Here is a 13,084-nt window from a genome sequence, read left to right as displayed (position 1 = left end):
TCCTTCCTTATATGTTCATCATATCATATTCAAAAATTGGCGGCTCATCTAAAGGTGGTGCAAAGCATTCAATCTGTTGTGCTGTTATCGGATGAGGTAACACAATTTTCGTTGCATGCAGTGCTTGACGTGGCAAGCTACTACTCCCTCCATATAACGTATCTCCTACTAGTGGATGTCCGATGTAACTCATATGAACGCGAATCTGATGTGTTCGCCCTGTCTGCAACTGTACTTTCACGAGAGTTGTATCATCCTGCTTCTCATAATTGATCACTTCATAATGAGTGACTGCTGCCTGTCCTTTCGGAGATACTCTTCGTCTAGTCGCATGGTGGCGGTCTCGACCAATCGGCTCATCAATTATACCTGCTTGCTTTTTTAACTTACCGTGTAAAAGAGCCATATATGTTCTCTTAATTGCTCGCTGCTCTAACAATCTGTCTAAAATCGCTCCTGCAACCGCGTGCTTTGCAAAAATAACTGCACCAGTTGTCTCTTTATCTAATCGATGTATGTGACGTACCTTCGTCTCAATTCCATTGCTTAAGTAGTGATATGCGACTGCATTTGCAAGTGTTCCTTCTTGATTTGGTTCATTCGGATGAGTATCCATTCCTGCAGGTTTATTCACTATCAACAGATGATCATCTTCATATAACACGTCCAAATCAAAATAATTTGGGATAACTCCGTACGCATCTTTTGTAAAAAAGCGAACTTGAAGTTTCTCCCCTGCTTGAAGCTCTTTCAGCCAAGACACAGTTTCACCATTAATTGTCACTAATTTATTCATCCGAAATTGATGTACCATCTTTTTCGGCACTTTCCATACATCTCTTAAAATCGTTTCTATTGAAAAACCAGCCCATTGATCAGGCAGTGTGAGTTCCATCCACTCACCTTTACGTTCTATTTGCACGATCGTCACCTACACTAACCTTTTTGATTGTACACACATTTAAACCCATCATATCATGTTTTATAGTAACGAAAAACGTTATTGTGGACGATCGATTAGTGGTAAATGACTATACACTTCTTCTAACGTTCGCAAACCTAACTTCTGAACCTTTTCGACATAAATGTTCCATAACTTTGCTGTCATTTTTGCATCACTTAATGCATGGTGTCTATCTTTCACTTCAATCCCACAATGCTCACAACATTCTTCTAATTGAATAAGATTCAAATGAGGTTCTGCCAAACGGATAAGAAAGGACGTATCAACAATTCGATGTTGAAATCTAGAACGAAATTCTCTCCATGATGCGTGTTGAATGAATTTTCGTTCGTGCGTTGCATGGTGGGCAACAAGAATATCAGACTGCATGTATTTAAAAAATTGCACCAATACATTAGACAGCATTGGTGCTTGTTGAAGCTCTTCCTCTTGTAAACCTGTTAACATTTTTATTTCGTCAGTTAACTTCTGATCATAACGTACAAGTGAATAAAAAGATTCGTCCAATAATACCTTACCTTCTTTCACTTTGACGGCTCCAATTGAAAGAATTTCATCCCCCTGCTCTGGATGAAAACCAGTTGTTTCAAAATCAAAGACAACAACTTTCAATTCATTTAACGGTTTTGTTAAGCTATCCTTCACACTTAATTCCTTCTGCAATTGCTTTACAAAAGCTACATGCTGAGGGTTACTTTGTGTTTGCAATGATGTCATCAATCCTGTATTAACCTTCCCCTGCACTTGTCGCATAAATTGAATCATTTGCTCAAATCCCATGTTATACACCTTTCCTACTATAAGAGGATGTTCAAACAGTCTAGGAAAAATGACTGTCGAATAACTGCGTTAGCTTGCTTTTCCGCCCTGTTCTTCTCCGTCCTTTTTGTCCTCCTTTTTGAACACGCTCTATAAGCTAGAAAAAGAAGGAAATGAAGTTTTTCGTTTACGAGTTAGAAGAGACGATGAACCGTATTGTGAAACTTCTCAACGTCCTTTAAAATCTGTTTGAGCTCATGTAATTGTTGGCGATTCAATAACTTCAAATCCAAATAATGAACATCTTCATAATCGTGGTGATTGCTTGCAAATAATAAACGATAATATAATAACTTCTTGAAATTCTTCTCATACTGTTTGAGATTCATGTATTGGGTATTTCTTTTCAATTGGCCAATACGTGATACCGTAGATGTTTCGTAAATTTCCTCTTTAATCGAGAGTAAACGTACATTATTAACATACGGTAGAAAGCCAGTTTCCTTAATGTTAAGATAACCGCGATAAGGATCATCTTCCTTCGTTAAAATATTGCCAAATAGACCTATTCCTTTTATTAACCGCTTCGTATTATCAGAAAATCTCTTCAATAAGGTAGGGTGTTCGTCAATCAATTCAAAGAAATGACGTTTCAGTTCCTTAACCAAACTTCTATCTCCTGCTATAGCTCTCGCATCAAAGAATATGAGTAAATAACGAATGCTATCCCAGCTTTCCTCTAATGCCCACTCATCCAATTGCTTCTTCCATTGATCAACTGATTTACACCACTTTGGATTAGAGCTCATAACCTGCCCATCACAATATGGATAACCTAGTTCATTTAAATTTTCCGTTAAGAGTTCTCCTAGTCTCTGAAAATAATCGGCAGATTGATTTGTGTCCTCTGCAAAAATGATTCCATGGTCTTGATCGCTAATAATTGCTTGTTCATGCCTGCCACAACTACCCATTAAAAACCAAGTATACGAAGATGGCGGAGAACCAAACCTTGACTGTACATCATTTAACGCACTCGAAAATGCTTTACGCATCACCATATCATGAAAATAATTCAACGCCTCATGACTCGATAAATGCTTACTAATTCGTTCGTCTCTCCACTCTTTCAAAGTGCTAATATCAATCATTTCCACACTCATTCATACACTTCCTCACGTCCAAGTTCGTGCCTACTGTGCTTGTTTGTCAGCCGTAAAAACCTCTGGATAACCATAGCTTCCATGTTCACTCATATCAAGACCGATAATTTCCTCTTCTTCTGTCACGCGAAGTCCACCCATTACTTTACCCATAATTTTTAATAAAACGAATGAAACAATAAATGCATATAACCCAACAGCCGTTACTCCTAAAGCTTGAACACCTAACTGTGTGAATCCTCCGCCATATAGTAATCCTGGCAATCCACCATTCATTGCTGCTAATTCTGGAGTTGCGAAGAAACCTGTCGAAAGTGTTCCCCATACTCCAGCTACACCATGCACAGACAAGGCGAAGATTGGATCATCAATCTTTCTTTTATCAAAAAATTTCATACTATAAAATGTAATAATACCTGCGATTCCACCTATTACAATAGATGCCCACGGTGCTACAAATGCACATGATGCTGTAATCGCAACGAGCCCTGCAAGTGTACCATTCAAAAGTGTCGGTACATCTCCCTTACCTGTCAATGCCCATGAAATTAATAATGCTGTTATTGCTCCTGCAGCTGCGGCTAAGTTCGTGTTCATCGCTACATAACCGAAGAAACCATCTGATACTCCTAATGCACTTCCAGCGTTAAAACCGAACCAACCAACCCATAAAATTAACACACCTAGTGCTGTATATACTTGGTTATGACCAAAGAGAGAATTCGGTGCACCGTTACGATTAAATTTTCCTAGACGCGGTTTTAATAAGATCGTTGCCGCTAAAGCTGCCATTGCACCTGTTAAATGCACAACTGTTGAACCAGCGAAATCTTGTTTTCCATGTTCTGATAACCAGCCACCACCCCAGATCCAATGTGCTACTACTGGGTAAACAAGAACGGAAAATAATACAGAAAACACAAGATATGCTGAAAGCTTACCACGTTCAGCGAACCCTCCGAATGCAATTGTCAATGATATTCCAGCAAACGCTAACTGAAACAAGAAAAAGATCGATGTTGAAATTCCCATACCTTCGATTTGATATCCTGAATAGAAGAAATCAGACAATCCAAATAATGAATTTCCTTCTCCAAATGCTATCCCATATCCTACTGCCCAAAAGACAATTGATGCTATTCCAAATGTAAAAATTGTTTTACCTGCAATATGCCCTGCATTTTTCATTCGCGTTGAACCAGCTTCAAGTAAAATAAAGCCACCTACCATAAAGATAACTAACACTGCTGATACTAACACCCATAAGCTATCTATCAAAAATAACGTATCCATTTTTATCCTCCTCCAACTCTTTGTATTTTTATATAACATTGTATGTTACTTTTCTTAACATCTATACATTTTATTTTACATGTATTCAATCATTCGTCAATAAGTTTTTAGAAAATTTGAATTAAAACCCAAGATAAACATATTATCAAGGTTATTAACGTTGTTTTTTTCCAATATACGGGATACACTCAAATGAAAGAATGATAGCTTGGAGGGCGATTTGTTTGATCGATTTTTTTAAATACAATTGGACAGTTAGAGATGAGTGGTTTACTTGGTGCAAACAGTTAACACCAGAGCAACTACTAATGACTAGAACAGGTGGAATAGGCAATATCCTTCATACGTTGTTTCACATAGTAGAAGTAGAGTATAGTTGGAATCGTGCCATTCAAGAAAAAGAGGACTCCGTTCTGCAATTTGATGATTATCATACGCTCGAGAAAGTAAAACAACTTTCATATTCATGTCGTAATGAAATTACAGGTTTTTTGCAGAGTGATCTAACCAAACTTGAAAATGAAACCGTCATCGCTGCGTGGGATAATACAGAACTTTCAAAGGTTGATATTTTGCATCATGTTATCATTCATGAAATCCATCATATTGGACAACTATCCATTTGGGCTCGAGAACTGAATTTAGAACCTGTTTCTGCTAGCTTTATTAATCGAACTCTATAAAAAAAGACTTAAGAGGAACTATCATTCTCTTAAGTCTTTTCATATATATTAACCAGCTCATTACTGCTCGTTTAATTGCTCTCCGAGATACTTTGCAAGCTGTAACATTCCGAACTTACCAGCCTTTGCTTCGGCATCTGAATTGTAATTCGTATTCGTATTAATATCATAAGTGAAGATTTCACCAACTTGATTATAGATGAATTCAATACCAGCCACCTGAATATTGTTCTCCACAAGCAACGTTTCGTATTTTTCTAAGATCGGGTCAGAGAAATTCTCGATAATTTCAAACTTCGGTTTCTCTTCTACTTCTTCACCTACTGGGCAGAATGCATCATCAATTCGACATGCATCTGCTGGACAAAGTTCAAACCCTTCTGACGTATCAACTCTCACCGCATAATAGAATTTTCCACCAACGAATTCACAACGTGTAATATATGACTCTGGCGCTTCAATATACTCTTGGATAAGTGTTATCCCGTCAACCGGCTCTTCGAATGCATCACTCTCAACATATGACTTTAAGCCTTCAACTGACTTAAATAACTGTACACCGAGTCCTTTTCCAGCACGATTATGTTTTGTAATGAATGATTTCCCCGAAAACTCTTCTGCTACTTCAAGAATTTCATCTTTACCAACAGCTGCAATTGTCTTTGGAGTCTTGACACTATATTTATTCAACTGTAAGTATTGTAATACTTTACTTACTTCTAATTGCAATGCTCGTGGTCCATTAATAACTTCACGCCCGTGATATTCAAGCCACTCTAACACTTGAGTCGTATATTCTGGTGCATAACGGTGATCACGCGTATGTGAAGATGCACTAATCCGATTATAGAAGACTCCTTCTGGCGGTTCTTCAAGTAAATTCAACGTTCCCTTATCTAAAAACCATTCCTCATAAGGAAGATTCAATTCATCCAAACGTTTCGTTAAATGATCTGTCCAGTCACTATTCTCATGTAAAATATAAATTTTCTTCATAACGACTTAACCCCCTTCGATGTAAAAAAACGTGTTTATTCTGGTCTAATTAAAAATCAATTATCTTTTCAGACTAACCAACTATTAATTAGAGAATCATATCCATTTAAAACCTACATGATCCCTCTTGATAAGTCAAAGAATTCAATATAGTAAAACTATGATTGAATGAATAACTTAGGGCTAAAAATTGTTATTTACTTCTAATAGGATTATTGATGATTTTATAGGTGTTCTAATAACTTATTAATGTTCTTAAATTCTAGTTCCTCAAGCATTGTTGTAACCTTATGTGAATTAATGTTAATTAAACCATCTACTAAATCACAAGACACTGGCACATTACATTCAATAGCAGCTAATTTTCTTGAAAGGTGAAGCATGTCTATATTATTTTCTATCTTCGTACGCTGTGCTTTCGTCAATCCATCTATGTTAGAAAGGAGTCCTTCAATTGATTCATATTGTAAAAGGAACTTAATAGCCGTCTTCTCTCCAATCCCTTTTACACCTGGGTAATTATCACTCGTATCACCCATTAACGCCTTAAGATCAACAATTTGTTGTGGAAGTAAACCTCGCTCTTCCATAAGCATTTGTTCGTTCATAAACTTATAGTTTCCGTATCCTTTTTGCAATAACATAATTTCGATGTTCGGATTAATTAATTGATAGAGATCTTGATCTCCTGTCAGAATTGTTACTTTAGCATTTTCTTCATATTGTTTGGCTAGTGTTCCAAGACAATCATCCGCTTCATAACCTACTAAACCAACATTAGGAATATCAAATGCTTCTACTACATCTTTTACTAAATCAAACTGTGGGATAAGTTCGACAGGTGGTTCGCCTCGATTTGCTTTGTACTCTGGATATAATTCTGTTCGATACGTCTTACTGCCCATATCCCAACAACAGACAATATGAGTTGGCTTTATTTCCTGTTTGGCAGCAAGTAAATGTTTCACAAATCCATAGATCGCATTCGTTGGTACTCCTTTACTATTGACCATATAATAACCACTCATTGCAGTCGCATAAAAGGAACGGAATAATAATGCCATTCCATCTACTAATAATACTCGATTTTCATTCTCCATCTTTTCAACTCCTCTTCTATCAAATTCTATCATACATTCTCATCCCTCTTAATATGGAAAAAGACGGGTACTAACATCAATCATGTTAGTACCCGTCTATATCCTTACAATTATTGCGTTACAAGTTTTGCTTTCGCTTCTATTCTACGACGATGAAGAATTGGTTCTGTATAACCACTTGGTTGCTTACGACCTTCAAAGACAAGTTCACACGCTGCTTGGAATGCAACTGAATTTTTATAATCTAATGCCATCGGGCGGTACAATGGATCGCCTGCATTTTGCTCATCAACGATCTTCGCCATGCGTTGCATCGTTTCTAACACTTGCTCTTTCGTAACGATACCGTGGTGAAGCCAGTTTGCCATATGCTGACTTGAAATTCGTAATGTTGCTCGATCTTCCATGAGTCCAATGTTGTTGATATCTGGTACCTTCGAACAACCAACCCCTTGTTCAACCCAGCGAACAACATAACCTAAAATCCCTTGTGAGTTGTTATCTAGCTCTTGTTGAATTTCTTCAGCAGTCCATTCTGGATTATTCTGAATCGGTAATTGAAGGATGTCATCCGTTAACTCTCTAGAATCCTTAACTAATGCATTTTGAACGTCTGTCACGTCTACTTCGTGATAGTGAAGTGCATGTAATGTAGCTGCTGTTGGTGATGGAACCCAAGCTGTATTCGCACCTGCTTTCAGCTGTCCTGCCTTTTGCTCGATCATCTGTGCCATCAAATCAGGCATCGCCCACATCCCTTTACCGATTTGCGCACGTCCTGGTAATCCACAATCTAAGCCAACATATACATTCGATTTCTCGTAAGCTTGTAACCATGTTGATGATTTCATATCACCTTTTCGAATCATCGCACCAGCTTCCATTGACGTATGCATCTCATCACCTGTTCGATCTAAGAAACCTGTATTGATGAAGACAACTCGCTCTTTAACTGCATGAATACACGCTTTCAAATTCAATGATGTACGACGCTCTTCATCCATTACACCAATTTTCAGCGTATGTCTCTCTAAACCAAGCATATCTTCAACTTGATTAAATAATTTATTTGAAAACGCAACTTCCTCCGAACCGTGCATTTTCGGTTTTACAATATAGATTGAGCCTTTAGTAGAGTTTCGGTGCTGACTATTTCCTAATAAATCATGCTTCCCAATCAAACTCGTAAGTACACAATCTAGTATTCCTTCTGGTACCTCTTGACCATCTTGATCAAGTACAGCACTATTCGTCATCAAATGACCTACATTTCGAACGAACATATGCGAACGTCCAGGTAACTCCAACTCTTCTCCTAATGGTGTCACATACGTTCGATCACGATTAAGAACACGTGTTACATTTTTATCACCTTTTGAGAACGTAGCTGATAAATCCCCTTTCATTAACCCTAACCAATTACGGTATACCAACACTTTATCTTCTGCATCTACAGCAGCAACCGAATCCTCACAATCCATAATCGTTGTTAAGGCCGCTTCCATTAACACATCCTTCACTCCTGATGGATCTTCTTTCCCAATTGGATGTGATCGGTCAATTTGAATTTCAAAATGTAAACCATAATTTTTCAACAAGATCGCATTTGGCTGTTCCATTGTTCCTTGGTAGCCAACAAACTTATCCGTATCTCGCAATTGCACCGTTTTCCCGTCATCAAATGTTATATTGAGAACACCTTCTACGATATGATAGGCAAGCACATCTGCATGAGAGCCTTCTGTTAACGGCGCTACCTTATCTAAGAAATTTTTCGCAAAGTCAATAACTTTATTACCACGAGTGGGATTATATGTACCACCACGTTCAGCACCATCTTCTTCACTAATCGCATCTGTTCCATAAAGTGCATCATATAAACTTCCCCAACGAGCATTCGCTGCATTAATTGCATATCGTGCATTACTAACAGGAACGACAAGTTGCGGACCTGCTTGAATCGCAATCTCATCATCTACTGCTTCTGTGTTAATTTTAAAATCTTCTACCTTCGACTCAAGATAACCGATTTCTTTTAAAAACTCTTTATAAGATTCAAAATCAGAATTACCCTTATTTTCCATATGCCATGTATCAATCATTTGTTGTAGCTCATCACGCCGAGCTACTAACGTTTTATTTTCTGGTGTCAAATCATGGATTAACGTCTCTAAATCATTCCAGAACGATGTTTCATTCACATTCGTTCCTGGAAGTGCCTCATTATTGATGAACTGATAAAGTACAGGTGCTACTTGAAGATGTCCAACCTTTACATAATCCTTCATAAATATAATCCCCCTTTTTTTGAATCACCTTACTGTTTAACACAGATATGAAATAACACAACTGTATTATAACATAGTGTATTTTCTATTATAATCCATAAAAACCTTTTGAATAAAGTAAAACATCAATAAAAAACTACTTTTATTCACCGAAAATCATAAGGGGGTATAAGATGCGCTATACGCTCTTATACCCCCTTTCGTGTTACCATAATACAGGTTTATTAACCATTAACCATAATACGATCATTAATATTCCTATGTAGATCCAAATTGAACGACTAAGATCTTTTAAAATCTTATCACGATCGTCATCAGATTGTGTAAGTTTTTTTAACTTAGGTGAAAATGCATTTGCTACGAAAAAGATCGAACTTCCAAGTAACACAATTGTCATGATAATCCATGGTGCCCTTAAGCTCCACGGTCCAAAGACAATAAGTAAGAGACCTGTTGTAAACAATACGTGCCCAGCATGCTTCGTTAATTGCACAGAAAAGAAAAAAGGCATTAAGTATGCTTGCAGCAAATCTTTATCTACAACACGTAATTTTTTCACCATAGGGATAAGTACGAAAAATGGACCTATAGACAAAATAACACTTGCTACATGGATGTAAAGAATTAATTTATATAACATTTTCTATTCAGTTCAATGTCAATTAATTCTCAACCGCACGAAATTCATGAACCCATACAGACATATGAGGTAACCACGGCATACCTGGGTGAATCGACAAAATGGATTGTTTGTACTCTTCTAAGTTTCCATAACCTTCTTCAGCAGCATTTTGCTCTGTTAGTTCACCTAATGTTTGTGCATAGACGTTTTCCACAACAAATTGGTGTCCCTTAAGTGTCATGATTTCGCCGATATCCGCATAGCGCCCGTTACGACGAGTAGCTGTTTTACGGCCTGCAATTACTTTCTCTACATCTGCAGGAACTGTAACGAGACGTTCAATCTCACACGTTTTTGGTGGTAACGCTTGATTTCTCTCTTCAATTGTCATGTTCATGTCCTCCTTTTAATCTAACTACTTAACATTATCACATATCTCCTGTGCATTAAGTACAACAATACGTATCACTATTGGCTTTCTTTAATAAGCTGTTCCCACGTGTGCAGATGGTGAATCGAAACTTCATCAACATATTCATATCTATCTGCCACATGCCTAAGTTCTATTATAGCATGTTCAAATTTCTGTTTTTCTCCATAGAAAGATACTTTTTCATTATCCGCTTGTCTCGTTTCGATTATGATAGCTAGAGGTGTCTTATATTGCTCTGCCCATTTTATTTCTTCATTAATATGAGCTAACAGTCCATCATGACCATTCAGTTCATCACGGTATGCCATTACGGAGATCTCATCTGCTCGCTCAATCATATACTCGGCTAAGGTCTGAGTAGGCGTCGCTTCAACTCGGTCAAACCAAAATGGAATGGTCCATTTTAATTGTAGATCAGCGTTATCTTCTTGCAGTTGATCAAATAAAGCCATGAACTGTGAAACAATCAAAGTCTGCTCTTCATCCCATCCCTCTAGTAAATAAGGCTCAACATCAAATATTACACCAGCAAACGGAGAGCTTGATGTTCGATTATATTGATTAATGAAGGAGAGCCAAGTGCGTGCCTTCTCAATATTAGTTACCCAATTCGGTTGACCTTGTAACGCATAGACATCAATTCCTAGCTCATTCGCTTCACTCACGAAAGTTTCCAAGTTATCTTCATCAACATCTGAAGGCACATATCCATACAATTGCTCAACACCTTGTTCAACTGCAAAGTATAAATCGGCTGATACATCTTCTTTCAAATATTTATCCCACAACCAACTGCTTAATACGGCTTTATCTGTGAAATGTTGCTTCATGTTTATCGAAATAACTATTAACATAACTAATACAACAATCACGCTGAACATCATTATTCGTCTCATAGCCATCCATTCCTATCCTAATAGCTAAACTTCAATAATAAAGTCGCATATTCAGAAATAAAAAAACTACCATCAATAAGAGATGCACCACCCCTGCTCCCAAAATAAACGTCATGACTCTTCAACAACGAATAACAATTGACACGTTACAAATTTTAAAACCTGTCTTTATTAGTCAAAAAGAGCATCCATTACAAGATCTTTTAAAGGTTCAGCAACAATAATGTACGTTGTTTTATCATTTGCTCTTAATTCCTTCATTAGAATTTCTAGATAGTCTTCATACATATCGATCTCTACAAAGGATAACTGATGTTCCTCAGCTAACGCTCGTTGATGTTGAAACACATCCTTTGATTGAAGACTTGCTGCATATACCATTACAATACGTTCTACACCATACTGTAAAATGTATTTCTCCCATTCTTCCTTAGTTAAAGTAGGGCCTAATAGTTGTTTTCGATTTACCACCTCTATTTCACCATCATCCAATTTTATAAATTCTAGTGTATCGGGTAATCCATACTCTAAACCATATAAAATTTGAATAAGCTTATCCTTTGTATCTGTCGTACCAAATTCAGATACATAAGTTCGCTGACTTCCATTACGAATTGACCGAGCTGTCTGATACAACTCAGCAATCGAACCAGTTTTTATTTCAATAAATTGATCCATTCCAGTAGATTGACTATTCCCATATCCAATTGTTCGATCTATACCAGCTTGTTCAAGAAGAGTTGGATCAACTGTCTTATCTCCAACGGCTATCCATTCTCCTATCACACTTGTAGTCTCTGGTAAAACATCTTCCTTAATTGGATGAATATCTTTTTGTAGCAATAATCTCAAACTACGAATCCGATAATCTGTATAATGACTATGCACAAAAATTTTATGTTCCGAATTTTGAACATACTCAGCTAACTTCCAAATCTCTTCCTTTGAAAAGCCTAAATTATTAACTGGTGTAAAAATAATCCCATTCTGTTCTGCTAGTTCTTTTTCTTTTTGATATAATCTCGACTGTGGATCGATCAATGTTACGATTTCTTTAATATCCTTTCTCAATAAAGAAAACCACTCTTCATCGGTAGGATACGGACCCATTATAACTTGCTCTTGATTGTGAAAGAATACCATTCCGCGTTCAAAATCAGGGTTATCATCTAACACTCGTTCTTGCACATCTACATTACCTTCCTGAGTATTAATGACTAAACGTTTGATATAATCTACACGATGCTTACCTAAATAACAATGTATATAATAACGCTTAGATTCATCTTCTTTAATAAGATTCATAATCCCATCAATAGAATTTTTGTTTTCACCAATCCACGGTAGCATCGGAAATGAATAAACAGGCAACTCGATTTCTTCTCCATTTCTTATCTCGTTCCGCAACAGTTTATTTTCAAATACAATTTTAGGATTGAGCAACGTAATGATTCCATCATATCCATCTTCCTTCAATTGTTTCATATCTTCTAACGTAGGATACGGGCCAAATGTAAATCTTTCATTTGATTGTTGCACATCACCACGACTTAATGAAACAAGTACTGTATCTGTATTAACAAACAAATAAAAAACAAGACCTGCATTTGCTAACATCATTATAGTAATAATACGTGCTAAAATATCTCTATTTTTTTTAATTATCGAGTTATAAAAAACACCAGTAGTAATAACACTTATTACAATCCAACCGTAAACAAAGTATTTTAACGTCGTATCAATTTGACTTTGTGTCTTTCCTATTTCTACAAACCACTCTTCAAAAGGAACCATAACGAATAGCAGAAAATATCCTCCACCAGAAAAACCAAATGAACAGAGGAATAAGAACAGCATTAGTAAATTAATTAATCTAGCCATCTTCTC

12 protein-coding genes are annotated in these 13,084 nt (G+C 36.8%); 1 reads left to right on the top strand and 11 read right to left on the bottom strand.

The features are described from left to right. Positions 1-7: 7 nt before the first annotated feature. From BFG57_RS01355 to BFG57_RS01340, 4 genes are all read right to left on the bottom strand, one after another. Positions 8-922 (bottom strand): RluA family pseudouridine synthase, encoded by a 915-nt coding sequence (locus BFG57_RS01355; protein ID WP_069715664.1) that lies wholly within the window; start codon positions 920-922, stop codon positions 8-10. A 78-nt stretch (positions 923-1,000) separates the two neighbouring features. After that, positions 1,001-1,744: an exonuclease domain-containing protein gene (locus BFG57_RS01350; RefSeq protein ID WP_069715663.1), complete on the bottom strand. Its 744-nt coding sequence runs from the start codon at positions 1,742-1,744 to the stop codon at positions 1,001-1,003. 173 nt (positions 1,745-1,917) lie between these two features. Then, the gene (locus tag BFG57_RS01345; protein ID WP_069715662.1) at positions 1,918-2,886 is read right to left on the bottom strand and encodes a DUF294 nucleotidyltransferase-like domain-containing protein; all 969 of its coding nucleotides are present in this window, start codon (positions 2,884-2,886) and stop codon (positions 1,918-1,920) included. Between the two features lie 30 nt (positions 2,887-2,916). Beyond that, positions 2,917-4,179 (bottom strand): ammonium transporter, encoded by a 1,263-nt coding sequence (locus BFG57_RS01340; protein WP_069715661.1) that lies wholly within the window; start codon positions 4,177-4,179, stop codon positions 2,917-2,919. A 224-nt stretch (positions 4,180-4,403) separates the two neighbouring features. Here BFG57_RS01340 and BFG57_RS01335 point away from each other — a divergent pair, with 224 nt between their 5' ends. Next, positions 4,404-4,862, top strand: coding sequence for a DinB family protein (locus tag BFG57_RS01335; protein ID WP_139125022.1), 459 nt, complete (start codon positions 4,404-4,406; stop codon positions 4,860-4,862). 60 nt (positions 4,863-4,922) lie between these two features. Here BFG57_RS01335 and BFG57_RS01330 read toward each other — a convergent pair whose 3' ends face one another. From BFG57_RS01330 to BFG57_RS01300, 7 genes are all read right to left on the bottom strand, one after another. Next, positions 4,923-5,858 (bottom strand): ATP-grasp domain-containing protein, encoded by a 936-nt coding sequence (locus tag BFG57_RS01330; protein WP_069715659.1) that lies wholly within the window; start codon positions 5,856-5,858, stop codon positions 4,923-4,925. A 224-nt stretch (positions 5,859-6,082) separates the two neighbouring features. Further along, entirely contained in the window at positions 6,083-6,958 is an 876-nt protein-coding gene (locus tag BFG57_RS01325) for a 5'-3' exonuclease (protein WP_069715658.1), read from the bottom strand. A 110-nt stretch (positions 6,959-7,068) separates the two neighbouring features. After that, positions 7,069-9,246 (bottom strand): malate synthase G, encoded by a 2,178-nt coding sequence (locus BFG57_RS01320; protein ID WP_069715657.1) that lies wholly within the window; start codon positions 9,244-9,246, stop codon positions 7,069-7,071. Positions 9,247-9,451: 205 nt separating this feature from the next. Next, the gene (locus BFG57_RS01315) at positions 9,452-9,886 is read right to left on the bottom strand and encodes a DUF2269 family protein (RefSeq protein WP_069715656.1); all 435 of its coding nucleotides are present in this window, start codon (positions 9,884-9,886) and stop codon (positions 9,452-9,454) included. A gap of 22 nt (positions 9,887-9,908) precedes the next feature. Then, entirely contained in the window at positions 9,909-10,259 is a 351-nt protein-coding gene (locus BFG57_RS01310) for an ASCH domain-containing protein (RefSeq protein ID WP_069715655.1), read from the bottom strand. A gap of 77 nt (positions 10,260-10,336) precedes the next feature. Beyond that, positions 10,337-11,203: a hypothetical protein gene (locus BFG57_RS01305; RefSeq protein ID WP_069715654.1), complete on the bottom strand. Its 867-nt coding sequence runs from the start codon at positions 11,201-11,203 to the stop codon at positions 10,337-10,339. A gap of 165 nt (positions 11,204-11,368) precedes the next feature. Beyond that, positions 11,369-13,078 carry a hypothetical protein gene (locus BFG57_RS01300; protein ID WP_069715653.1) on the bottom strand — a complete coding sequence of 570 codons (1,710 nt, stop codon included), beginning with the start codon at positions 13,076-13,078 and terminating at the stop codon, positions 11,369-11,371. Between the last annotated feature and the right edge of the window lie 6 nt (positions 13,079-13,084).

The sequence above is a fragment of the Bacillus solimangrovi genome (genome assembly GCF_001742425.1).
GTDB classification, from domain to species: Bacteria; Bacillota; Bacilli; order Bacillales; family Bacillaceae_N; genus Bacillus_AV; species Bacillus_AV solimangrovi.
The sequence above is the reverse complement of the archived record's forward strand: the minus strand, read 5'-3'. Positions and strand labels throughout refer to the sequence as shown.

Bases quoted from the DNA above. Each gene is read 5' to 3' on its own strand.
- BFG57_RS01350 (WP_069715663.1), bottom strand. From the start codon at position 1,744: ATGGGATTTGAGCAAATGATTCAATTTATGCGACAAGTGCAGGGGAAG.
- BFG57_RS01345 (WP_069715662.1), bottom strand. From the start codon at position 2,886: ATGAGTGTGGAAATGATTGATATTAGCACTTTGAAAGAGTGGAGAGAC.
- BFG57_RS01340 (WP_069715661.1), bottom strand. From the start codon at position 4,179: ATGGATACGTTATTTTTGATAGATAGCTTATGGGTGTTAGTATCAGCA.
- BFG57_RS01330 (WP_069715659.1), bottom strand. From the start codon at position 5,858: ATGAAGAAAATTTATATTTTACATGAGAATAGTGACTGGACAGATCAT.
- BFG57_RS01325 (WP_069715658.1), bottom strand. From the start codon at position 6,958: ATGGAGAATGAAAATCGAGTATTATTAGTAGATGGAATGGCATTATTA.
- BFG57_RS01320 (WP_069715657.1), bottom strand. From the start codon at position 9,246: ATGAAGGATTATGTAAAGGTTGGACATCTTCAAGTAGCACCTGTACTT.
- BFG57_RS01315 (WP_069715656.1), bottom strand. From the start codon at position 9,886: ATGTTATATAAATTAATTCTTTACATCCATGTAGCAAGTGTTATTTTG.
- BFG57_RS01310 (WP_069715655.1), bottom strand. From the start codon at position 10,259: ATGACAATTGAAGAGAGAAATCAAGCGTTACCACCAAAAACGTGTGAG.
- BFG57_RS01305 (WP_069715654.1), bottom strand. From the start codon at position 11,203: ATGGCTATGAGACGAATAATGATGTTCAGCGTGATTGTTGTATTAGTT.
- BFG57_RS01300 (WP_069715653.1), bottom strand. From the start codon at position 13,078: ATGGCTAGATTAATTAATTTACTAATGCTGTTCTTATTCCTCTGTTCA.